The sequence below is a fragment of the Amycolatopsis sp. NPDC003865 genome, assembly GCF_053605345.1.
In genome coordinates this window covers 234,187-254,812 of sequence record NZ_JBSGJA010000007.1, presented here as the reverse complement: position 1 = coordinate 254,812, position 20,626 = coordinate 234,187, and the positions used below count along the sequence as shown (strand labels likewise).

Genomic DNA, 20,626 nt, shown 5'->3' with positions numbered 1-20,626 from the left:
CGTCACGCGCACTGCCAGCCGATCCCGTACGCGAAGCCCGGCGCGAGGTGCCGGAACCGCACGTGCACCTCGCCCACCTCGTCGGCCTCCAGCACCGCGCCGCGGGGCGACCGGGTGTCGTTCTGGAACGCCTTCTCCAGCAGCACGATCCGCTCCGGCACCCGGTCGCCGAACCGGACGTGCAGGTCGAACAGGTCGCACGGGTGCCGCGGCACGCAGATGTAGTGCGGCTGGCGCATGTTCGCCCGGAACCGCAGCCCGATGTCGTGCCGCTCGCCGCGCCGCAACGGCTCCGGCAACCGCAGCGCCAGCCCCACCCGGTCGCTCGACTCCATCGCGCGACCGGCGAGCGCGCCGCCGTGGAACACGTCGACCTCGAGATCGGACTCCCGCACCGAATCGCCGGATTCGGCGCCCGCGGTGAGCGTGAGCGCCAGGTCGAGCTCAGCGATTTCGTCGGCGTCGGCGACGACCCGGCGGAATTCGAACGCCTCGGCCACCGGCTGGTCGAGTGCGAGCGTCACGCGCAGTTCTTCGGTGTGCCAACTGCGGCTCGGATAGCGCGGCCGCGGATCGGGCCCGCCCGCCGCGACGGCCATTGCCGCGACCTGCTCGATTCCTTCGTCGATCCGCCGCCGAACCGTCCGGTCGTCGCGATCGAGCGTGATCGCCGCCCAATGCACCCGTTCCTGGTAGAACGGCTTTCGCGCGCGCTCGTCCAGCGCGAACGCGGCCCGCAGAGCGATCTTCAGGTCGTCCGGCAACGACTCGACGAGCGGCCGCAATCGGTCGGTGAGTTTACGCCGGACCGCCACCGAGTCGTCATCTTCCACAATGCCGCATGCGGCGCGCAAAGCGGGTCCGACGCGATCCGCGAGGGGTGTGGTGAAAATTCCCCGCCCTTTGCGCAGAACCTTCAACTCACCGACCACGTCCGCCGCACTGAGGTCCACCGTTCCTCCCTCGCCCTTACCGCACGGGGATCAATATTCGTCAGCGCCGACGCCGCTGTCCAGTCGATCAAGCGGCGGCAAACGGATCGTTATCCGCCGCATTCTTGACGGGGCCGCACCGATTTCGCGCGGAAAATCGCGGGGCCGTCCGGGGTGCCCGAACACGGCTGCCGCGCGCCGGCGGGTCGAAATCGTCGAACTCCCGCACGCCACCCCGGTGGGTGACCGAGGCGTGGCCGCCCGCGGACCGGGGTACTTGTTGATCATGAGCCCGAAGGTGTGGCGCCTGCTGATCTCGGGGTCGCTGCGGCTGTTCCTGATCAGCGCCGTGCCGGCCGCGGCGCACTTGTCCCTGTTCGTCGGGGTGGTCGCGACGGTGATCGCGTTCGTCGTGCCGGCGCCGCAGACCCCGCACGAACGCCTGGGTCCCTAGGCCACGACGACGCGCGCCAGCACGGCCGGGACCGCCCGCTCGAGCTCGGCCGCCGCGTCCTCGTCCCCGGCCAGGTGGCGCAGCAGGGCCTGCTGGAACAGGCCGTCGAACAGCGCGTACGCGACGGACCGCGGCACGCCGGCCGGCACGGACGCCAGCTCGGCGTGGCGCACGACGACGTGGTCGATCATCTCCTCGCGGCGCCGGTCGATCTCGAGCACGTCGGCGCGGAACGACTCCTCGAACAGGCTCTGGTTGCGCAGGTCGTACCAGAGCCGGTGCAGCTTGGCGTCCGCGCGCAGCGTCGCGGCCATCGCCGCCGCGAAGTCCCGTTCCAGCTCTTCGGCCGTCCGCGCGCGGGCGACGATTTCGTCGTAGCGGGTGACGCACACTTCCTCGAACTGCCGCACGCAGTGGGTCAGCAGGTCGACCTTGTCGGCGAAGTAGTAGTGCAGGACGCCGTGCGAGAACTCCGAGTTCTGCGCGATCTCCCGCAGGCTGGTGCGCGCGTAGCCGAGCTCGGCCAGGGTCTGCAGCGCCGACTCGGCCAGCTGGGCCCGGCGGTCGGCGAACTTGTCGACCCGGCGGCTCGAGATCCGGTCCCGGGTCCGCTCCTTCGCCTCTGTCACCTGCACCGTCCGTCACGTCGGGGACTGCCGGGATCAGTCTATCGGGCGGTTGACCAGCGCTTCCGCACCCGACGTCCGCCAGGGGCGCAGCTTCTCCGGGTTCCGCACCGCCCAGATCCGCCGGATCACCCCGCCAGCACCGTCTCGACCACCCCGTCCCGCTCGGCCACCAGCCCGGGCCGTCCGTTCACCACCCGCTTCACCAGCGTCATCGCCGGCACGCGGCGGGTGATCCCGACCGCGTACCGGGCCACGTTCCCGCCGCCGTCGGCGACCGCGACGGCGGCGGGGTCCAGCAGCCCGACCAGCCCGGCGATGTCCCTCGCTTCCCAAGCCGCTTTGAACGCCCGGACCACCGCCGCGTCCCCCGGAACCGGCGGAGCCGGCGCGGGCCGCACGCGGCGCCGGGCCGACGTCGCCAGCTGACTCGTCGAGCAGCAGCGCTTCGGCCGGGTCCGCCAGGCCGTCCGGCGGCAGCGGCTCCGGGAGCCACTCGCCCGGGTACCGCTCCCGCCGGACCCGGGCCGAGCCCAGCAGGTCCAGGCAGATCCGGCTCGCGACCGTCGTCAGCCACGCCCCTGGCCGCTCGATCGCGTCCCGCTGCCGCACGGACAGGGCGTACCACCCGGCCGTACGCGTCCTGGACGACGTCCTCGGCGTCGCTCAGGGAACCCAGCAGCCGGTAGGCGATCCCGATCAGCCGCGGCCGCTCGGTCAGCACGTCGTTCTCGCTCACACCGCTTCGACGAACCGGGCGGGCGCCGCCGGGCCTGCTGCTGCACCGGCGTGACATCGCCTGACCAACCGGTCCCGGCTACCGGTGCGGTGACCGTGAAGCGGCGGGCACGCGGTGTAGTGTTTGCCGGTCCGACCGGCGGGTGACCCACGTGAGGTGCCATGACAGTGCGGCGGTACCCAGTCGCGGCCCTGCTCGTCCTCGGCACGGTGGCCCTCGTCGTCGTCAACGGCTTCGCGTTCTGGGGCGACACCCTCGCCCTCTGGATCGACGACGCCATGCAGCTGAGCGCCGGGGTCGGCGCGGTCGTCTGCGGTGTCCTGGCCGCGCGCCGCGTCCGGGGGCACCAGCGCTGGTGGCGGGTGCTCGTCGCGGTCGGGATGGCCGGCTGGTCGCTCGGCCAGTGCGCCTGGTCGTGGTACCAGCTGATCGACGGGCGCGGGCTGCCGTCGCCATCCCTCGCCGACGTCGGCTACCTGAGCTTCCCGGTGTTCGCGCTCGCCGCGCTCTTCGTCCTGGCCCGGGCGCGGGTCCGGCCGGACCGGGAACGCTGGCAGCCCGCCCAGTGGACCGCCCACTTCGGCGTCGCGGTCGTGCTCGACGGCCTGGTCGTCACCGGCTCGCTGTTCATCCTCACCTGGACCGCGGCGCTCGGGCAGCTCGTGCGCGCCACCGCGCCGGACAAGCTGACCTGGTCGGTCGCCATCGCCTACCCGCTGTCGGACCTGGTGATCGTGGTCGTCGCCGTGCTGCTGGTCGTGTTCGACCGGGTGGACCGCCCGTACCGGGCGAACCTGCTGCTGGCCGCGGTCGGGATCGTGGCGCTGGCCTGCTCCGACAGCGTCTTCGCCTACCTCGTCAGCATCGGCGCGGAGAGCATGAAGCCGTGGTCGGACGGCGGGTTCGTGCTCGGGCCGCTGTTCATCGCGTTCGCGTTGCTGGTGACGCCCGGGCGGCGGCAGCGCGAGGACGCGGGCCCGGCGGCCGGTGTCGACTGGTGGCAGCTCGCGCTGCCGTACGTCCCGGTCACCGCCGTCGCGCTGCTGATCACCGTGCAGCTGCTGGCCGGGGCCGGCCCGGACGGCGTCGAGGTGTTCGTCGGCGTGCTCGTGGTGTTCCTCGTGCTCGCCCGGCAGCTGCTTTCCTTGCTGGACAACCGGTTGCTGCTGCGCCGGGTGTACGAGGGCCAGCAGCAGCTGACCCACCAGGCCTACCACGACCCGCTGACCGGCCTGGCCAACCGCGCCCTGTTCGCCGACCGGCTGGACCGGGCCGTCGAGGCCGTCGACCGGCCGCTCGTGCTGATCTTCGTCGATCTCGACGACTTCAAGGAGGTCAACGACCGGTTCGGGCACGCGGGCGGCGACGTCCTCCTGCACGCCGTCGCGCAGCGGCTGCTGAGCTGCGTGCGAGCGGGCGACACCGTCGCGCGCTTGGGCGGCGACGAGTTCGCGATCCTGCTGGAAGGGGAGCTGGACGCGCCGCAGGCCGTCGCCGACCGGATCCAGGGCGCGCTGCGGCGGCCGTTCGCGGTGCACGGCACGCTCGTTCCCGTCCGCGCGAGCATGGGCCTGGTCGTGCCGGACCCGGCCGAGCCGCTGGTGTCCGCGGACGTGCTGCTGGGCCGCGCGGACACGTCGATGTACGCGGGCAAGCGGCTGGGCAAGGACACGACGGTCGTCTACCGCCCGTCGCAGGACGGCCCGCCGGACTTCCCGGCCGCGCTGCGGCGGGCGGCGGACGGGATCCCCGAAGGGTTCGGCCTGGTGTTCCAGCCGATCGTCCGGCTGGCCGACGAGACCCCCGTGGCCGTCGAGGCACTGGCCCGCTGGACCATGCGCGACGGGACGTCGGTGTCGCCCGAGACGTTCGTCCGCGCCGCCGAGGGCGCCGGGCTCGGCGCCGAGCTGGACGCGCTGGTGCTGGACCTGGCGTGCCGCGAGATCACCACGGCCGGGCTGGATCTGACGGTGCACGTCAACGTGTGCGCGAGCCGCCTCGGCGCGGCGGCGATCGAGCAGAGCGTCGGGTCGGCGCTGGAGCGCTACCGGCTGCCGGCGTCCCGGCTGGTCGTCGAGATCACCGAGACGGTCCCGGTCCCGGACCTGGCCGCGGGCGCGGCGGCGATCCGGCGGCTGCAGGAGCTGGGCGTCCGGGTGGCGCTGGACGACTTCGGGGCGGGCTACAGCTCGCTGACGGTGCTGCACGCGCTGCCGGTCAACCTGATCAAGCTGGACCGCGCGTTGACGACGGGCGTGCAGCCCGACCGCGACGCGGCGCTGTGCCGGTCGCTGGTCGGGCTGTGCGCGGACCTGGAGCTGGACGTGGTCGCCGAGGGGATCGAGACGGCCGAACAGGCCGCGTTGGTGACCGCGGCCGGGTGCACGACGGCGCAGGGCTACCGCTACGGCCGCCCCGCGCCGCTGTCGGCGTTGAGACTGTCGGCGATCCCCGCGGGTTAGCCGACCCCGGGCGGGAGGACGCCGAAGATCGTCGCCGTCGAGCCCGCTCCCCTCCGGTTGATCGGGCCGCCCGCCAGTACCCACGCGCCCGTCGCCGGCAGCGCCTTCAGGTTCGCCAGGATCTCCAGGCTGATCCGGTGGCGCCGGTAGACCAGCTTCGACACCGTGTACGTCTCGTCGGTGCCGACGTCCGGGCTGAAGGTGTCGGTGCCCGTGCCGCCGCGGCGGCCGAGCCGTCCGGTGTCGATCAGCCACTCGACCGCCGGGATCGAGAAGCCGGGCTGGTGCAGCACGCCGTCGGCGTCGGTGTTCGGGTACGCCGGGGTGCCCCACTTCGCGTCCCAGCCGGTCCAGAGCACCACGACGGACTCGCCGGGGATGCGGCCGTGGCGCTTCTCCCACGCCTTGAGGTCGTCGATCGTGACGGCGTAGTCGGGGTTGCCCGCGGCCTTCGCTCTCACGTCGATCTTCACGGCCGGCCGGAATAGATCCGCCGGGTCCAGGTCGTCGGCGAGGGGCTCGCCGGTGTTGAAGTGGCCCGGCGCGCCCCAGTGCGTGCCGGTGTGCTCGCCCTCGCGGACGAACTGCAGGTAGTAGCCGTCGTCCGGGATCGTGGCGATGGTTTCCAGCTCGAAGGCCGGGTCGCCGGGGAAGACGTTCGTCGTGGCGGGATCGTTGACGTGCGAGAGGTTCACCAGGTTCAGCTGGTCGAGCCGGACCGGCGGCGCGGTCGCGGCCTGGGCGGTCCGCCCGGACAGCGCGGCGCCGAACACACCGGCCAGTCCCGCGGCCAGCACCCTGCGTCTCATCGGCATGGAGGTCACCTTTCACCGGAACACCGCCCGTGCGGTGCGCTGCACGGTGATATCACCCGGGCCGCGCGGGGCCAAGGAGCTGAGCGAGGATGGACACATGGACGACGACATCGAAGACCACGCCGACGAAGGCATCCTCGACCCGGAGGACACCTTGGTCGACCGCGACGAGCTGGCGGAGGGCTATTCACCGCCGGAGCGCCCGCGGGAAACCGAGGAGTGGGGCACGACCGCGCGGGAGACCGCGGAGGGCGAGAGCTGGGAGGGGCGGCTCGCGCGCGAGGTCCCGGACCTGGCCGACGACGAGGGCGACGGCCTCGGCGACAGCGAAGACACCGACGGCGAGCTGATCGACGAGGAGGTGGGTGACGTCCGCGCGGGCCGCCTGGTGGCGACCGACGAGGGCTTCGGCGAAGACAGCGACGAAGAGCTGTACGCGTCCGACGCCGGCATCGACGGCGGCGCGGCTTCGGCGGAGGAGGCGGCCGTCCACGTGATCGACCCGTCCCGCCGGTGGTGACCTCGATTCGGCGACCGGCCTAATCCTTTCCCCCGTCCGGCGCGTGGGGTAGGCGGCAGCGCGGTGGTGTCCGGATCCGGCCGGGTCCGCCCACGCTGCCGGAAGGGACACGGATGCTCGAGGGGCTGCTGACACCGGGCGCGGGCGCGCTGTACGACACGATGGTGCGCACCGGGCCGCTCCCGCTGGACGACCCGCGGGCCGAGAGCCCGGAGATGCGGGAGCTGTTCGACCGCGGGTTCGTGCGCCGCGACTACCGCGAAGACCCGGTGATCGCGCCGATGGAGCCGGTGCGCGCGGTCGACCACGCCATCCTGGGCGCGCAGCAGCAGCTGCTGGAGCAGCAGCGGCAGATCGTCGCCGCGCGCCAGCAGCTGGACGTGCTGCAGGCGGTGTACCGGGCGGCGAACGGTTCGGGCGGTGATTCGGCCGTCGAGGTGCTGACGGACCCGCGGCGCATCGGCTCGCTGTCGCTGGAGCTGTGCCTGTCCGCGCGCGAGGAGTTCCTGACGTTCACGACGCACCACTTCAAGCGCAAGCCGGACGCGAGCACGGTGATGCGCCTGCCGGAGGCGGTGACCGAGCGCGGAGTGGCGTTGCGCAACGTGTACGAGCGCGCGGCGCTGGAGTTCGAGGGCGCCAAGGAGATCGTCGACGCGAGCGTCGCGGCGGGCTGGACCATGCGGGTGGCGCCGGAGCTGCCGATGAAGATGGTGATCGCCGACCGCCATTCGGCACTGGTGCCGTTGGACCCGAGCGGCATGGAGGGCGCGCTGTTCGTGCGAAGCCCGACGATCGTGGCGGCGCTGCGAATGCTGTTCGAGCTGGTGTGGAGCCAGGCGGTGGCGGTGAACGGCCCGGCATCCCGCCCGCGGCACGGGTTGACGCCGACGCAGGCGAAGGTGCTGGACCTGCTGGCGACGGGGATGACGGACGGCGCGATCGCGCGGCACCTGGACGTGAGCGAGCGGACGGTCCGGAGGCACGTGCAGGGGTTGCTGGAGGCGCTGCAGGCGGACAACCGGGTGGCGGCGGTCTTCGCGGCGACCAGGCTGGGCTGGCTCGGCTGACCCCGAGCGCCCCGATGTGGTCTTGGTTGCGTCTGACGCACCGAAGGCCACATCGGGGCGCTTCTCCCCCTCCGGAGCCGCCCCTCCCCTGGGCTACTCCAGCTTGCGGCACTCCGGCGGGCCGTCGGTCCAGATCCAGACGCACACGGTTCCCGGGGGCCGGACGGCCGGGTCGCCGGTCCCCTGCGCCGCGGCCGCCACCGGTGCGCCCAGTGTGCCGATCGCCGCCGCCGCGGCCAGGCCGGCCAAGGCTCGCTTGATCATGGTCGTTTCTCCCCGCGAAGTGATCTTCTTCCGGGACCAAACGTAAAGCGGGACCACCGTGCGCCGGCAGGGGCGGGTTCGGCCACTGTCCGCTTCCGGCCACCGGCGATCCCGGCCGGGCTGGCCCCTCCGGGCGACCGGAACCGGCCCGGCCGCCCGCCGAATCGGCCGCGCCCGGCCGCCCCCGCGAACCAGCCACGCCCGGCCGCCTCGCCGAAACGAGCCACCCCGTCGAAACCGGCCGCGCCGCGCCGAACCGCCCCGGCGACCGCGCGGCCCCTTCCAGCCGAACCGGCCGGAACCGGACGTTGGCCGCCCTCGACCGGTGTGCTCGGCCCTGGCTCCCTCCTACCTTCGTCCCATGGCTGAGGACGCGCCTCCGCGATGGTGGGCCGATGAAGGGGCGCGTCCGCGGCCGGAACCCGCCGGCTGGTGGCCCGAAGCCGACACCCTGCACTGGGTGCGGACTCCCGACGAACCCGACTAGACCCGGTTGTACTCGCGCACCGCGTCGAGGTACTCGGCGATCGCGTCGCGGTTGCGCAGCAGGCACTCCGCTCGTCTCGCCATGCGGTCGCGCTCCTGTTCGAGGGTCGCGATCATCTCCGGGGTCGCGTCCGGGAAGTAGATCGCGCGGGGCTTGTCGAGGCAGGGCAGGATCTGTTTGATGATCCTGGTGGGCAGCCCCGCGTCGAGCAGCCCGCGGACCTGGATCACCCGGTCGACCGTCGGCTCGTCGTAGTCCCGGTAGCCGTTCGGCCCGCGGGCGGCGATGATCAGGCCCTGCTCCTCGTAGTACCGGAGCAGCCGCCGTGACGTCCCCGTCCGCTCCGCGAGTTCGCCGATCCGCATGTGCCCCACCTCACGTAGACCTTCACACGTATGTGAAGGTTCGAGCATAGCGGCATGACGAGCACCGAAGTCCGCCGACAGACCCCCGCCCTCCTCGCCCTCACCACCGCCGCGTTCGTCACCGTGCTCACCGAGGCGCTGCCCGCCGGCGTGCTGCCCGGCATGAGCGCCGGCCTCGGCGTCGGCGAGGCCGCGGCCGGCCAGGCCGTGACGATCTACGCCCTCGGCACGGCCCTCACCGCGATCCCGCTCGCCGCGGCCACCGCGACCAGGTCCCGCAAACGCTTGCTGCTGGCCGGCGTGGCCGGCTTCGCCGTCGCCAACACCGTGACGGCGCTGTCGGCGGACTACCCGCTGACCATGGCCGCCCGGTTCGTCGCCGGGGTGGCCGCGGGCGTGGTCTGGGCACTGCTGGCCGGGTACGCCCGGCGCCTGGACCCCGGCAACCCGGGCCGGGCGATCGCGATGGTGATGGCCGGCATCCCGCTGGCGCTGTCGCTCGGCATCCCGGCCGGGACGTTCCTCGGCGGCCTGCTCGGCTGGCGCTCGGCGTTCGGCGTCATGTCCGCGATCGCCGTGGCACTCCTGCCCTGGATCGTCCTCAAGGTCCCCGACCAGCCGGGGCGGACCGGCGGCCGGGTGCCGGTCCGGCGCACGCTGTCCGTGCCCGGGGTCGCGCCCGTGCTGGCCGTGACACTGGTGTTCGTGCTGGCCCACACCGTGCTCTACACCTACGTCGCCGCGTTCCTCGGCCACGCCGGGATGGGCGGCGCGGTGGACGTCGTCGTGCTGGTCTTCGGCATCGCGTCGATGGCCGGGATCGGGATCGTCGGCGTGCGGGTCGACCGCGCGCTGCGCACCCTGACCGTCCTCAGCACGCTCCTGGTCGCCGTCGCCGCGACGATCCTGGCGACCGCGGCCGGCAGCCCGGCGCTGGTCTACGCCGCCGTCGCGCTGTGGGGTCTGGGCTGGGGCGGCGTCCCGACGCTCCTGCAGACCGCGGCCGGGAACGCGGGCGGCGACGCGGCGGACAACGCGCAGGCCATGCTCGTCACGCTGTGGAACGCGGCGATGGCCGCGGGTGGCGTGCTCGGCGGCGTCCTGCTCGACGCCGCGGGGCCGTCCTCGTTCCCGTGGACGCTGCTGCTGCTCCTGCTGCCGGTGCTCGCCGTGGTCCTGGGGGCCCGGCGGCACGGTTTCCCGGCGAAGTCCTGAGTGGACGAAGGGCCCGGGCGGGTTCGCGCCCGGGCCCTCCAGCTGGTGGGTCAGCAGCGGCCGGCGATGGCCCGCAGCAGTTCCGCGTTCGCGGTGTCGCCCGAGAGCTCCCAGGCGAACACCCCGCCGAGCCCCTGCGACTTCGCGTACCCGGCCTTCGCCGACGCCGTCTCGGGCGTGTCGTAGCTCCACCACTGCGAACCGCACTTCGCGTACGCCGTACCGGCCACCTTGCCGTTCGCGGGACACGTGGTCTTGAGGACCTTGTAGTCCTCGACGCCCGCTTCGTACGTGCCCGGAGCCGGGCCGGCGGCGGTGCCGCCGGGCTGCTTCTGCGTCACGCCGTCCCAGCCGCGGCCGTAGAAACCGAGGCCCAGCAACATCTTCGACGACGGAACGCCCTGGTGGCGCAGCTTCTGGAGCGCGGCGTCGGCGTAGTACCCGGCGTGCGGGATGCCCGGGTAGGACCGCAGCGGCGAGTGCGGCGCGGTGGGCCCGGTCGGCTGGCCGCCCGCGACGAAGTAGTCGTAGGTCATCACGTTGTACCAGTCGAGGTACCGGCTCGCGCTGCCGTAGTCGGTGGCGTCGATCTTCCCGCCGCGAGAGCCGTCCGCGGTGATCGCGGCGGTGACGAGCTGGCGCCCGAACTTCGCCCGCAACGCCTTGACCAGCGCCGTGAACGCCTTCGGTCCGCTGGTGTCGCAGGTGTCGCCGCAGGCGTTCGGGTATTCCCAGTCGATGTCGATGCCGTCGAAGACGCCCGCCCAGCGCGGGTCGTTGACGAGGTTGTAGCAGGACTCGGCGAACGCCTCCGGGTTCCTGGCCGCCTCCGGGAAGCCGGCCGACCAGGTCCAGCCGCCGAACGACCACAGCACCTTCAGCTTCGGGTGCAGCTTCTTCAGCTGGAGGAGCTGGTTGAAGCTGCCGTGCAGCGGGCCGCTGTCGGCCTGGCCGTTGACGCTCATGGCGGCGTCGTAGGGCATGTCGTGGTCGGCCCACGGGTCGCCGACGGCGCACCCGCCGCCCGTGACGTTGCCGAACGCGTAGTTGATGTGGGTCAGCTTCGCGGCCGAACCCGACGTCTCGATGTCCTTGACGTGGTAGTTGCGGGCGTAGACGTCCCAATCGGCGAAGTAGGCCATCACCTTGCCCGAAGGCTGGCTCGCTTCGGCGGACGGCGCCACGACGCCGGCGGCGGCCAGCGCCAGTGCGGCGACAGCGACGCTCTTTCTCATGCGGAGCACGACTTTCCCTTCCGGCCTGCGGACTGGGTGGCGCGCTGAGGCTAACAGGTCCAGACCACTGCGGACCAGGGCGAAACGTTGTGGTCAAAGGTTTCGCGATGACACCGCAGCCCGGCGCGAATTCACGGCGTGGCATGATCGGCCGATGACCGAGTTCGGCTGCGCCCGCTGTTCCGGCGAAGACGCCCTCACCGCGCTGGCCTTCTGCACGACCCGGCTGCGGGAAACCCACCGCCTGGTCGAACAGTCCCACTTCGGCATTTCGCTGCGCGAATGTCCGGAGTGCCGCCAGGGGTTCGCCGCGATCTTCACCGAGTTCGTCGACTGGTCCGGCGGCGAGGACGCGCAGTACTTCGACTTCGTCCCGCTCACCCCCGCCGAGGTGACATCGTTGGCAGCGCAGGGTTCCCGCGTCGACCTCGTCCGGCTGGGCGCGCTCGGCAGCGTCCGGCGGCGGCTGTCGTCGAGCTGGCCGACCGGTGCCGACAAGCAGATCGGCTGGCGGACGGACCCGCTTTCGGTGCGCGAAGGCTACTGAGCGGCCAGCCGGAGGATCGCCGCGGCCGAGCGGTCGACGTCCGCCTCCGTCGTCGTCCAGCCGGACACCGAAATCCGCAGGTACCGGCGGCCGCGCCAGGTCGTTCCGCCGAGCCAGCAGGTGCCGTCGCGCTGCACCCGGTCGACGATCGCGTCGGTGCCGTCCCCGAAGGACACGAGGACCTGGTTGAGGACGACGTCGTTCGCGATCTCGGCGCCGCCGTCGGCGAGGGCCGCGGCGAAGCGGCGGGCCAGCCGGCAGCAGCGGTCGACGAGTTCGGCGACGCCGTCGCGGCCCAGTTCGCGCAGCGCGGCCCAGACCGCGAAGCCGCGGGCGCGGCGCGACGATTCCAGCGTCAGGTCGCCCATCCCGGACACTTCGCCGGCGCCGGTCAGGTAGGCCGCGCGGTAGGCGATCGCCTCGGCGTGGACGTCCGGGCGGGCACAGAAGACGAACCCCGAGTCGTACGGGACGTTCAGCCACTTGTGGCCGTCGCAGGCCCAGGAGTCGGCCAGCTCGACGCCGTCGAGCAGCGGCCGGGTCGCGGGGTTGGCGGCGGCCCAGAGCCCGAAGGCGCCGTCGACGTGGATCCAGGCGTCCGGCGCGACCGCGCGGGCGGCCCGGATGTCGTCGCAGGCGCCGGTGTTCACGTTGCCCGCCTGCAGGCAGACGATGGTGGGTCCGTCGACTTTGGCCGCGAGGTCGGCGATGTCGATGGCACCGTCCGCTTCGGCCCTGACCGGGACGACGGCCCGGGTGCCGAAGCCGAGCAGCCGCAGGGCGCGGTCGACGGTGGCGTGCCGTTCCTCGCTCGCGACGACGCGGACGCGCGGGGCGCCGGCGAGCCCGTCGCGCTCGACGTCCCAGCCGGCTTCGGCGAGCACGTGGTGCCGGGCGGCGGCCAGCCCGACGGTGTTCGCGGCCTGCCCGCCGGTGACGAAACCGGCGGACGCGGTGGCGGGGAGGCCGAGCAGGTCCTTGAGCCAGTCCCCGGCGGCCCGCTCGGCGGCGGCCGCGGCGGGTGAGAGAACGGCGTTGAAGGCGTTCTGGTCCCAGCCGGCGGCGAGGACGTCGGCGGCGGTGGCGGCGGGCAGCGCGCCCCCGACGACGAAGCCGAAGAACCGCGGCCCGGCGGTGGCGACCAGCCCGGGCTCGGCGGCTTTCGCGAGTTCTTCGAGGACGGTGGCGGGCGGGGTCGGAGCGTCGCGCAGCTGCCCGAACCCCGCCCGCAGGGCTTCCGGGTCGACGGGCCGGGCCACCGGGCGGTCTTCGAGCCCGGCCCGGTGGTCGGCGGCCAGCTCGGCGGCGCGGGCCAGGAGGTCACGCAGTTCGTCCACGAGGTGACTGTAAGCCCGGAGTGACGTGCACCGGAGCCGGGAACAATCACGGGCCGCGCGGCGTAGCGTCCTGGTATGGAGACCCCGCTGAGCACCGACCGGCTCGTGATCCGGGACTGGACGCCTGCCGACGCCGAAGCCGCGTACGCCATTTACGGCGCGGAAGACGTCACGCACTGGCTGACCCCGGCCATGGAGCGCGTCGGCGACGTCGGCGCCATGCGCTCGGTCCTGGCCGCGTGGCAGGAGGCGCAGCCGAACCTGCCGCCGCCGCGCGGGCGCTGGGCCGTGGAGCGCAAGGAGGACGGCGTCGTCATCGGCGGGCTCGGCATCCGGCTGCTGCCGCCGTTCGAAGAGGACCTCGAGCTCAGCTGGCAGCTCGCGCCCGGTGTCTGGGGCCGGGGCTACGCGTCGGAAGCGGCGACCGCGCTGATCGAGTGGGCGTTCACCCAGGACACCGACGAGCTCTTCGCCGTCGCCCGGCCGAACAACACGCGCGCGATCGCCGTCGCGAAGCGGCTCGGCATGCAGTGGGTCGGCGAGACCGAGAAGTACTACAACCTGCGGCTCCAGGTGTACCGGATCCGGCACACCGACCTCATCTGACCGGCTCCAGCAGGAAGACGCGGATCTCGCGGTCGCCCGCGCGGACGGCGTAGCGGTCGTACGCCGGCCAGTAGGACGCGACGGCGTCCCACATCTCCCGGCGCTCGTCGCCGGTCAGGAGCCGGCCGGTGACCTCGGTGGTCCGGCCGCCGATCGCGACCGTCGCCTTCGGCTGGGCCAGGAGGTTCGCCGACCACGCCGGATGCGCCTCGCCGCCCCAGTTCGAGCCGATGACGACGTACCCGCCGCCGCGCTCGACGTACAGCAGAGGCACCTGCCGGGGTTCGCCGCTGCGCCGGCCGACGGTGGTGAGCAGCAGCGTCCGCAGCCCGACCGCCGCGCCGACCCCCACCCGGCCGCCGGTGACCCGCAGCAGCACCCGGTCGGCGGGCACGAGCGCCCGTCCGAGCACCGCGAACGCCCTGCTCTTGCCGAACCCGGCGAAGACACCCCGCAAACCAGCCACGGCGAAACCCTAGCGGTCACCACCCCGAAGGCGGCGGGGGCGGCACGACCGGCGGCCGGTCGTCGCAGGTGATCGTGTTCGGCAGGAGCCACGGCGCGAGCCAGCTGCCGTTGCCGCCGAGGTCGGTCAGCGCGAACTCCGAGCCCGTGGGTGGGAAGTTGAACGACCCGCAGTTGTTGACGGCGACCGCGCCGACACCGCGCGCGGCCACGTTCCGGAACGACGCCGACCCCGCCGACCGGGCGCTGACCACCGACGTCCCCGCGCCGTCGACGCGCAGGTCGGCGAACCGCAGGCCGGTGATCGAGTACCGGTCCTTCACCGGGAAGTCGCTGACCAGCATGATCGCGTTGTAGGTGTTGTCGAGGAAGTGGTCGCCGGTCACCTCGACGTCCGCGGCGATGTCCTTTTCCAGCGCGTAGAACCAGATCGCGCCGAGCCCGATCTTCCAGTTCAGCTCGAACGTTCCCGCCCGGACGGTAGTGTTGTCCACGATCCGCACCGTCCCGCCCAACGCCTCCGCGCCGAACCGCGAGCCCACCTGGATCGCGCTGCCCTCGCGGATCGGGTCGGCGATCAGGTTCCCCGAGACGACGTTGTCCACGCCGCCGTAGAGCGCGATCCCGTTGGCCAGCACCGGCGTCTGGACCGTGTTGTGGTCGAACGTGTTCCGCGCGTCCTGCGCCTTCTCCGACCACATGGCCAGGCCGTCGTCGCCGGTGTTGCGCAGGAAGTTGTTCGCCACCATCGAGTCCGTCACTCCCGTGTGGAAGTTCAGGCCGTCGGCGATCTGGTCGGCGATGACGTTGCCCGTGATCCGCGTGCGCGCCATCGGCCCGTCGAACCACAGGCCGACCTTGGTGTGGTGCAGGTACAGCGAATCCACAGTGGAGTCGCTGAGCGCGCCGCCGACCGCGTTGACCTGGTCGGTGTCGACGCGCTCCCGGACGTCCCCCTCGATCGCGAAGCCGGTGAGGTGGACGCCGTGACTGCCGCCCGCGGTCGCTTCCTTGCCGTAGATGCCGACGCCGTGCCCCTTGACGATCGTGTACCAGCTGCCCGCGCCTTCGATCGTGACGTCGTCGACGATGACGTGCCGGTTCACCTGGTAGGTGCCGGGCGGCAGGTAGACCTTCAGGTGCGCGCGCCGCGCGAAGGCGATGGCGCGGTCGAGCGCGTCGGCCGAGTCCCGGCGGCCGGTCGGGTCGGCGCCGAAGAGCACCGCGTCGGCCGCGAAAGGAAGCACGCGCGGCGGCGCGACGCGCTCGGAGTCGAGCAGGTCGACGACCGTCCACGCCGCGCCCGCCGACGCGGTGAGCCGGACCTTGGCCCCCGCCGGGTGGGACGCGCCAAGCAGGAGCCGCTGCTCGTCGTAGAAGTGCGTGGGGCGGAACGGCTTTTCGATCACCGGCGCGGGCGTGCTGGCCGCGGGCACGCACGAGCACTCGGTGATCCACCAGTCCGGGTGCAGCAGGTCCGCGTCGGGGGAGTTAGTGAACGGGTACTGGTTGTACAGCCAGGAATACTGCGAGGTCAGCGTCATCCGCTGCCGGTGGGCGCCGTTCACGGTGACGTCGAGGGGCGCGGTGATCCCGCCGCCGTTCGGCGCGTCCGGGATGCTGTAGCGGACGGTGATCGCGTTCGCCGCGGCCGGCAGCGTGAACTCGACGTACTGCCCGGGCGCCAGCCGGACCGCGCGGCGGCCGGACGCCTCCGACGGGAGCGTGTAGGCCGAGCGGTCGGGCCCGATCACGACGCCGTCGGTGCGCGCGTTCTCCGCCTCCTGCTCGAGAAACGGGACGTCGGCGCCGCGGCCGGCGACGAGCGCCGGGTCGAGCGCGGCCCGCGTCACCACCGGCCGGACGGCGGCGGACGCGGGCGCGGCCACCGACAGCAGGGTGACGACCGCGACGAGCACGGTTCCGAAGGTGCGGCGGGCCATCGCGGACCTCGATTCTCGAATGGAGTGCCGCGGAAGAGTAGGTCGACGACCCTCGGTACCACAAGGTTTTTCGTGAACTTACTCTGCACTTGCGCGATTTGATTCGTAAGTTGCGCAACCGGACGTCTGGCAGGGTGGGCGCATGACGCGCCCCGAAACCGCCGCCGAGGTCTTCGACGCCCTGGGCAAGGACTACGAAGCCGCCTTCCCGGACCAGCCGGGCCAGCGGGCCGTGCTGACGTGGCTGCTGGACCGGCTGCCCGGCCGCGCCACGGTGGTCGACCTCGGCTCGGGCACCGGCCGACCGGTGGCAGAGACCTTCGCGGCCGCCGGACACGACGTGACCGGGTACGACGTGTCGGCGAAGATGGTCGAGATCGCCCGCGAGCAGGTCCCCGCGGCGCGGTTCGCCCAGGCGGACCTGCGCGAACTGACCCGCCCGGCCGGCAGCGCCGACGTGGTCACCGCCTTCTTCTCGCTGCTGCAGATGACCCGGGCGGAGATCGACGCGGTGCTCACCAAGGCCGCGTCGTGGCTGGCACCCGGTGGCCACTTCGTGCTCGGGACGGTCGCGGCCGACGCCGACGGGGTCGAGTTCGCGTTCCTCGGGCATCCGATCCGCGCCAGCACCTACCCCGCCGGGACCTTCGCCGCCCGGCTGGAGTCCGCGGGTCTCGAGATCGTCTACCGGGAGCAGGTGCGCTACGAATCGCCCCATCCCGCGGTTCGCCCGGAAGACCAGCTCTACCTCGTCGGGCGCCGCCCTTCGTGAGTCGATCGTGGCGTCAACCCCTCACCGGGCCGATCACCCGGTGGACATGAATTTTGCTCAAGTTCGTGCATGTCCCGGGCCGGGGACCCGAGCTAAAGTGAGGAATGGGCATCGAAGCTCTGGCCAGGCCAGTCCCTCGCGAACACCGCGAGCTGGTGCGCGAAATGCTGGCCAGACTGCCCGAGTTCGCCGACCGCCTCGCCCGGCTGCTGAGTGAAGAAGACGAGTTCTACCGGCAGGTCGACCACGTCGCGCCGGACGAGCTGCGGCAGGTCTGCCACGCCAATCTCGAACGCGCCCTGACCGCGCTGGCCGAGGGCCGCGGCCTCGCCCTCGACGCCGCCCGCAAGACCGGGCTCGTCCAGGCCCGGCAGGGCATCCCGCTGCCCGCGGTGCTGCGCGCCTTCCGGATCGGCGGCACCTTCGTCTACGAGGCCCTGCTCGAGCTGGCCGGCCCGGAATTCCTCAACCCGACCCGGACGATCGAGATCAACTCCTACGTGTGGAAGGCGATCGACCTCTACTCGGACGCGCTGACGACGGCCTACGAGGAGGTCGCGGCCGAGCCGTCGCACGCCAACGTCCGGCTGCTCGACGACCTGCTGCGCGGCCGGCTCGCGAGCCAGGCCGACATGGAGGCCGCCGCCCGGGAGCTGGGCCTGCCGACCGCGGGGATGTTCGTCGCGGTGGTCACCGAGCGCGTCGAACCCGACGAGCACGACACGGTCGAGGCGCTGCTGCGGGCGCGCCGCTGGCGGTCGGCGTGGCGGCCGGGCGGCGAGGCCGGCCTGGTGGCGATCGACCGCATCGAGGACGTCCGGCGGCTGCGGGAAGTGCTGGGCTCGCTGCCGGTGGCGGCCGGGATGAGCCGGCCGTTCAGCGGGTTCCCCGACGTCCCGGACGCGCTGCACCGCGCCCGGATCGCGCGCCGCTCGCTGCCGTCGGCGACGGCCGGCGTGGTCGTGTTCGGCGACTCGCCGGTGACGACGCTGGTCGCGGCGGCGCCGGGGATGGCCCGCGACGTCGTGCGCTCGGCGCTGGCCGGTGTGCTCGCGCTGCCGGGCGCGGAACGGAAGGTCCTGCTCGACACGCTGCTCGCGTGGTTCGCCGGTCATGGCTCGGCGAAGGAGGCCGCGGACCGGCTGTTCGTGCACCCCAACACGGTCCGGTACCGGCTGCGCCGGGTGCAGGACCTGACCAAGCGGGACCTGAGCGACCCCGTGGACATCGGCGAGCTGTACGTCGCACTGGAGTCGGTACGTCTCGATCCCGACTCGATCGATTGACTTTCGATAGATATCGAGCGATAGTCGTCGCATGATTTCCGAGAAGTGGGCCGTTCGCGCGCTCAGAGTGTTCCTGGTGGTGCTCTTTGGCGTCCTCCTCGTGTTCCAGACGCTGTCGCTGCCGGGCGGGATCGCCTACCACACGCAGCAGAACCCGCACGACGCTCCGCTGCGCTGGCCGCTGACCGCCATCGCGGTGTTCCTCGTGCTGTGCGTGCAGGTGGTGCTCGTCGCGACCTGGCAGTTGCTCACGCTGGTCAAGAAGGACCGGATCTTCACCACCGCGTCGCTGAAGTGGGTCGACGCGATCGTCTGGGCCATCGGCGCGGCCTGGCTGGTGTTCGTCGGCATGCTGCTGTTCGTCGGCTTCAACGCCGACGACCCGGGGATGCCGATGGTGCTGTTCCTGGTCACCGTCGGGATCACCGTGCTCGGCCTGCTGATGGTGGTCATGCGCGCGCTGCTGCGCCAGGCCACTACGCTGCGGACCGACATGGAAGCGGTCATCTGATGGCGATCGTCGTGCGCATCGACGTCGAACTGGCGAAGCGCAAGATGAGCGTCGGGGAGTTCGCCGAGAAGGTCGGGCTGACGCCGGCCAACGTGGCGGTGCTGAAGAACGGGCGGGCGAAGGCGGTGCGGTTCAGCACGCTGGAAGCGATGTGCCGGGTCCTCGGCTGCCAGCCCGGTGATCTGCTGGAGTGGGTGGAGGAGTAGCGCGTGCTCGACGACCTCGGCCGGTGGTGGCGCCGTCGGGGCGGCACGTGGTGGTGGGCGATCGCCGTCATCGTCGTGCCGGTCGCGGTGATCACCGCGGCCGCGGTCACGCTGCTCCTGCTGTTCGTGGGCGGCGGCACGCCGTCGGACCGGATCGAACTGATCAAGACCGGCCTGACGGTCGGCGCGGGCACGGGCGGGGTCGTCGCGCTGGTGCTCACCGGGCGCCGTCAGCGGACCACCGAGCACGACGCCGGCGAGCGGCGGCTCACCGAGCTCTACCTCAAGGCGGTCGAGCAGCTCGGGTCCGACAAGGCGGCGGTCCGCCACGGCGGGTGCTACGCGCTCGAGCGCGTCGCGCAGGACAACCCCGCGCAGCGGCAGACGGTGGTCAACGTGCTGTGCGCCTACCTGCGCACGCCATACACCGAACCGGCGCCGGCGAAGAACGGCGTGCGGCGCCCGCTGGTGTCCCGCCGCCGTCCGGGCCTGCGCCCGCCGTCGCCGCTGCCCGCCGGCGACGCGCGGCAGGAACGCGAGGTGCGGCTCACCGTCCAGCGGTTGCTCGCCGACCACCTGAACCCCGGCAAGGACCCGAAGCACCCGCAACCCTCGTTCTGGCCGGACATGGACCTCGACCTGTCCGGCGCCACCCTGGTCGAGTTCGACCTGATCGGCTGCCGGGTCGCCGCCGCGAACTTCACGGGCGCGACGTTCGTCGGACGGGCCTGGTTCGACTACGCGAGCTTCGCCGGCAGCGCCCGGTTCCAGCGGGCGACGTTCACCTCCGAAGCCCGGTTCGCCGGCGCGGTCTTCGGCCGGACGGCGTGGTTCGAAGACGCGACGTTCGCCGACGAGGCCCAGTTCCACAGCGCGCGGTTCGCCGCCGACACGGTGTTCTGGCGGAGCCGCTTCGCCGGCGCCGCCGCCTTCGACCTCGCGGAGTTCGGCGAAGAACCCGACTTCGGCACCGCGACCTTCGCCGAACCACCCACGTTCGACGGCTAAGCCGCGTCCGCCTCTACCAGCCGAGCCAGTTCCAGCAACGTTCCTTCGAAGCCGGGACCGGCGGTGAGCGCCACCGTGAGCGGACCCCCGCGCCGGTCCGTGCCCACCGGGAGCGTCACCGCCGGCTCCGTCCACTGGGGACGGTCCACACCGGCCGAGACGACCACGTCCGGCCGGGCTGCCGGGCGGCGGCGGCCGCCCGCGTCGAGGTCGAGCACCACGTTGCCGTGCAGGGAAAGCAGCGCCGCCACGTCGGCGACGGCGTCGCGCAGTTCCCGGTCGGCGATCGAGTCCGAGTGCGCGCCGATCGCCGCCCGGGACGGCTCGGCGCCGAGCCTCGGCACGATCACGCCGAGGTCGCCCGGGGTGCAGGCGAGCAACCGGATGCCGGGCACGCCGGCCAGCGGGTCGGTCAGCGTGATCCCCGCGCTCGCGGCCGCCGCCACGATCCGGGCCCGCCAGCGCGCGGTGGCCGCGATGGCGACCATCGAAGGGTCCTGGGGCAAAAGGGATGCGCTCCTTTGCGGTACGGCGCGGCGGAGTGAGGATCGTCCGATGGTGGGCCCGTGCCCGTTGTGCCCGGGAACAAACATGTTTGGTCGCTTGGTCCGAACGGCCGCCCACATGCGACCTTCCGGTGGCACCGGGTGTCTGTGACCGCCGGTCACACTTTGACGCGCGGCGTGGCGCGGGCCACTATCCGCAGCACTGATTACCGCCGGGTAATTTGTGCTGTCGACGAGGACGACCCAGGAGGACCG

At 72.6% G+C, this 20,626-nt stretch carries 23 protein-coding genes and 1 pseudogene; 12 read left to right on the top strand and 12 right to left on the bottom strand.

The features are described 5' to 3' along the window. Window positions 1-2: 2 nt before the first annotated feature. A complete protein-coding gene (locus ACWEVP_RS19205) occupies window positions 3-815 on the bottom strand; it encodes a hypothetical protein (protein WP_452063873.1) in 813 nt (270 codons plus the stop codon). Window positions 816-1,218: 403 nt separating this feature from the next. Here ACWEVP_RS19205 and ACWEVP_RS19200 point away from each other — a divergent pair, with 403 nt between their 5' ends. Further along, on the top strand, window positions 1,219-1,386 hold the full coding sequence (locus ACWEVP_RS19200) for a hypothetical protein (RefSeq protein WP_452063872.1): 168 nt from the start codon (window positions 1,219-1,221) through the stop codon (window positions 1,384-1,386). Here ACWEVP_RS19200 and ACWEVP_RS19195 read toward each other — a convergent pair. From ACWEVP_RS19195 to ACWEVP_RS19185, 3 genes and pseudogenes are all read right to left on the bottom strand, one after another. After that, window positions 1,383-2,015 (bottom strand): TetR/AcrR family transcriptional regulator, encoded by a 633-nt coding sequence (locus ACWEVP_RS19195; protein ID WP_452063871.1) that lies wholly within the window; start codon window positions 2,013-2,015, stop codon window positions 1,383-1,385. The two genes, ACWEVP_RS19200 and ACWEVP_RS19195, sit on opposite strands and share 4 nt — an antisense overlap. 125 nt (window positions 2,016-2,140) lie before the next feature. Next, window positions 2,141-2,371: a hypothetical protein gene (locus ACWEVP_RS19190; protein ID WP_452064018.1), complete on the bottom strand. Its 231-nt coding sequence runs from the start codon at window positions 2,369-2,371 to the stop codon at window positions 2,141-2,143. 302 nt (window positions 2,372-2,673) lie between these two features. Continuing rightward, window positions 2,674-2,808, bottom strand: a pseudogene (locus ACWEVP_RS19185) (hypothetical protein); the annotation flags it as partial. Between the two features lie 110 nt (window positions 2,809-2,918). Here ACWEVP_RS19185 and ACWEVP_RS19180 point away from each other — a divergent pair. Then, entirely contained in the window at window positions 2,919-5,213 is a 2,295-nt protein-coding gene (locus ACWEVP_RS19180; protein WP_452063870.1) for a putative bifunctional diguanylate cyclase/phosphodiesterase, read from the top strand. Here ACWEVP_RS19180 and ACWEVP_RS19175 read toward each other — a convergent pair. After that, complete coding sequence (locus tag ACWEVP_RS19175; RefSeq protein ID WP_452063869.1) at window positions 5,210-6,028, bottom strand: cyclase family protein; 819 nt, start codon at window positions 6,026-6,028, stop codon at window positions 5,210-5,212. The genes ACWEVP_RS19180 and ACWEVP_RS19175 overlap by 4 nt on opposite strands. A gap of 97 nt (window positions 6,029-6,125) precedes the next feature. On the opposite strand from ACWEVP_RS19175, the gene ACWEVP_RS19170 reads away from it, so the two are divergent. Both ACWEVP_RS19170 and ACWEVP_RS19165 read left to right on the top strand, forming a co-directional pair. After that, complete coding sequence (locus ACWEVP_RS19170) at window positions 6,126-6,548, top strand: DUF5709 domain-containing protein (protein WP_452063868.1); 423 nt, start codon at window positions 6,126-6,128, stop codon at window positions 6,546-6,548. 113 nt (window positions 6,549-6,661) lie between these two features. Continuing rightward, entirely contained in the window at window positions 6,662-7,618 is a 957-nt protein-coding gene (locus ACWEVP_RS19165; protein ID WP_452063867.1) for a LuxR C-terminal-related transcriptional regulator, read from the top strand. A 93-nt stretch (window positions 7,619-7,711) separates the two neighbouring features. On the opposite strand, the gene ACWEVP_RS19160 is transcribed toward ACWEVP_RS19165, so the two are convergent. Further along, window positions 7,712-7,882, bottom strand: coding sequence for a hypothetical protein (locus ACWEVP_RS19160; protein WP_452063866.1), 171 nt, complete (start codon window positions 7,880-7,882; stop codon window positions 7,712-7,714). Between the two features lie 483 nt (window positions 7,883-8,365). Then, window positions 8,366-8,734, bottom strand: a complete 369-nt coding sequence (locus ACWEVP_RS19155) for a MerR family transcriptional regulator (RefSeq protein WP_452063865.1) — start codon at window positions 8,732-8,734, stop codon at window positions 8,366-8,368. Between the two features lie 54 nt (window positions 8,735-8,788). Here ACWEVP_RS19155 and ACWEVP_RS19150 point away from each other — a divergent pair, with 54 nt between their 5' ends. Beyond that, window positions 8,789-9,949 (top strand): MFS transporter, encoded by a 1,161-nt coding sequence (locus ACWEVP_RS19150; RefSeq protein ID WP_452063864.1) that lies wholly within the window; start codon window positions 8,789-8,791, stop codon window positions 9,947-9,949. A 50-nt stretch (window positions 9,950-9,999) separates the two neighbouring features. Here ACWEVP_RS19150 and ACWEVP_RS19145 read toward each other — a convergent pair whose 3' ends face one another. Then, window positions 10,000-11,184 (bottom strand): glycoside hydrolase family 18 protein, encoded by a 1,185-nt coding sequence (locus ACWEVP_RS19145; protein WP_452063863.1) that lies wholly within the window; start codon window positions 11,182-11,184, stop codon window positions 10,000-10,002. 154 nt (window positions 11,185-11,338) lie between these two features. On the opposite strand from ACWEVP_RS19145, the gene ACWEVP_RS19140 reads away from it, so the two are divergent. Further along, window positions 11,339-11,731, top strand: a complete 393-nt coding sequence (locus ACWEVP_RS19140; protein ID WP_452063862.1) for a hypothetical protein — start codon at window positions 11,339-11,341, stop codon at window positions 11,729-11,731. On the opposite strand, the gene ACWEVP_RS19135 is transcribed toward ACWEVP_RS19140, so the two are convergent. Beyond that, window positions 11,725-13,059 (bottom strand): pyridoxal phosphate-dependent decarboxylase family protein, encoded by a 1,335-nt coding sequence (locus ACWEVP_RS19135; protein ID WP_452064011.1) that lies wholly within the window; start codon window positions 13,057-13,059, stop codon window positions 11,725-11,727. The two genes, ACWEVP_RS19140 and ACWEVP_RS19135, sit on opposite strands and share 7 nt — an antisense overlap. Window positions 13,060-13,143: 84 nt before the next feature. Between ACWEVP_RS19135 and ACWEVP_RS19130 the strand changes: the two genes are divergently transcribed. Then, complete coding sequence (locus ACWEVP_RS19130) at window positions 13,144-13,674, top strand: GNAT family N-acetyltransferase (protein WP_452063861.1); 531 nt, start codon at window positions 13,144-13,146, stop codon at window positions 13,672-13,674. Here ACWEVP_RS19130 and ACWEVP_RS19125 read toward each other — a convergent pair. Then, a complete protein-coding gene (locus ACWEVP_RS19125; protein ID WP_452064010.1) occupies window positions 13,667-14,131 on the bottom strand; it encodes a nitroreductase family deazaflavin-dependent oxidoreductase in 465 nt (154 codons plus the stop codon). The two genes, ACWEVP_RS19130 and ACWEVP_RS19125, sit on opposite strands and share 8 nt — an antisense overlap. A 25-nt stretch (window positions 14,132-14,156) precedes the next feature. Next, complete coding sequence (locus ACWEVP_RS19120) at window positions 14,157-16,082, bottom strand: glycosyl hydrolase family 28-related protein (protein WP_452063860.1); 1,926 nt, start codon at window positions 16,080-16,082, stop codon at window positions 14,157-14,159. Between the two features lie 142 nt (window positions 16,083-16,224). On the opposite strand from ACWEVP_RS19120, the gene ACWEVP_RS19115 reads away from it, so the two are divergent. From ACWEVP_RS19115 to ACWEVP_RS19095, 5 genes are all read left to right on the top strand, one after another. Next, window positions 16,225-16,854 (top strand): class I SAM-dependent DNA methyltransferase, encoded by a 630-nt coding sequence (locus tag ACWEVP_RS19115; RefSeq protein WP_452063859.1) that lies wholly within the window; start codon window positions 16,225-16,227, stop codon window positions 16,852-16,854. Window positions 16,855-16,958: 104 nt separating this feature from the next. Beyond that, window positions 16,959-18,140, top strand: a complete 1,182-nt coding sequence (locus ACWEVP_RS19110; protein WP_452063858.1) for a PucR family transcriptional regulator — start codon at window positions 16,959-16,961, stop codon at window positions 18,138-18,140. Between the two features lie 31 nt (window positions 18,141-18,171). Then, window positions 18,172-18,651: a DUF2975 domain-containing protein gene (locus ACWEVP_RS19105; protein ID WP_452063857.1), complete on the top strand. Its 480-nt coding sequence runs from the start codon at window positions 18,172-18,174 to the stop codon at window positions 18,649-18,651. After that, window positions 18,651-18,857: a helix-turn-helix domain-containing protein gene (locus tag ACWEVP_RS19100; RefSeq protein WP_086673211.1), complete on the top strand. Its 207-nt coding sequence runs from the start codon at window positions 18,651-18,653 to the stop codon at window positions 18,855-18,857. The genes ACWEVP_RS19105 and ACWEVP_RS19100 overlap by 1 nt, the downstream gene beginning before the upstream one ends. Window positions 18,858-18,860: 3 nt before the next feature. After that, the gene (locus tag ACWEVP_RS19095; RefSeq protein WP_452063856.1) at window positions 18,861-19,865 is read left to right on the top strand and encodes a pentapeptide repeat-containing protein; all 1,005 of its coding nucleotides are present in this window, start codon (window positions 18,861-18,863) and stop codon (window positions 19,863-19,865) included. Here the strand turns inward: ACWEVP_RS19095 and ACWEVP_RS19090 are convergent. Then, window positions 19,862-20,353, bottom strand: coding sequence for a hypothetical protein (locus ACWEVP_RS19090; protein WP_452063855.1), 492 nt, complete (start codon window positions 20,351-20,353; stop codon window positions 19,862-19,864). The genes ACWEVP_RS19095 and ACWEVP_RS19090 overlap by 4 nt on opposite strands. Between the last annotated feature and the right edge of the window lie 273 nt (window positions 20,354-20,626).

Excerpts from the sequence above, each read along its gene's own strand:
- ACWEVP_RS19145 (WP_452063863.1), bottom strand. The coding sequence starts at position 11,184 with ATGAGAAAGAGCGTCGCTGTCGCCGCACTGGCGCTGGCCGCCGCCGGC.
- ACWEVP_RS19090 (WP_452063855.1), bottom strand. The coding sequence starts at position 20,353 with ATGGTCGCCATCGCGGCCACCGCGCGCTGGCGGGCCCGGATCGTGGCG.
- ACWEVP_RS19110 (WP_452063858.1), top strand. The coding sequence starts at position 16,959 with ATGGGCATCGAAGCTCTGGCCAGGCCAGTCCCTCGCGAACACCGCGAG.
- ACWEVP_RS19160 (WP_452063866.1), bottom strand. The coding sequence starts at position 7,882 with ATGATCAAGCGAGCCTTGGCCGGCCTGGCCGCGGCGGCGGCGATCGGC.
- ACWEVP_RS19100 (WP_086673211.1), top strand. The coding sequence starts at position 18,651 with ATGGCGATCGTCGTGCGCATCGACGTCGAACTGGCGAAGCGCAAGATG.
- ACWEVP_RS19175 (WP_452063869.1), bottom strand. The coding sequence starts at position 6,028 with ATGCCGATGAGACGCAGGGTGCTGGCCGCGGGACTGGCCGGTGTGTTC.
- ACWEVP_RS19200 (WP_452063872.1), top strand. The coding sequence starts at position 1,219 with ATGAGCCCGAAGGTGTGGCGCCTGCTGATCTCGGGGTCGCTGCGGCTG.
- ACWEVP_RS19155 (WP_452063865.1), bottom strand. The coding sequence starts at position 8,734 with ATGCGGATCGGCGAACTCGCGGAGCGGACGGGGACGTCACGGCGGCTG.
- ACWEVP_RS19150 (WP_452063864.1), top strand. The coding sequence starts at position 8,789 with ATGACGAGCACCGAAGTCCGCCGACAGACCCCCGCCCTCCTCGCCCTC.
- ACWEVP_RS19170 (WP_452063868.1), top strand. The coding sequence starts at position 6,126 with ATGGACGACGACATCGAAGACCACGCCGACGAAGGCATCCTCGACCCG.
- ACWEVP_RS19105 (WP_452063857.1), top strand. The coding sequence starts at position 18,172 with ATGATTTCCGAGAAGTGGGCCGTTCGCGCGCTCAGAGTGTTCCTGGTG.
- ACWEVP_RS19115 (WP_452063859.1), top strand. The coding sequence starts at position 16,225 with ATGACGCGCCCCGAAACCGCCGCCGAGGTCTTCGACGCCCTGGGCAAG.
- ACWEVP_RS19130 (WP_452063861.1), top strand. The coding sequence starts at position 13,144 with ATGGAGACCCCGCTGAGCACCGACCGGCTCGTGATCCGGGACTGGACG.
- ACWEVP_RS19120 (WP_452063860.1), bottom strand. The coding sequence starts at position 16,082 with ATGGCCCGCCGCACCTTCGGAACCGTGCTCGTCGCGGTCGTCACCCTG.
- ACWEVP_RS19140 (WP_452063862.1), top strand. The coding sequence starts at position 11,339 with ATGACCGAGTTCGGCTGCGCCCGCTGTTCCGGCGAAGACGCCCTCACC.
- ACWEVP_RS19165 (WP_452063867.1), top strand. The coding sequence starts at position 6,662 with ATGCTCGAGGGGCTGCTGACACCGGGCGCGGGCGCGCTGTACGACACG.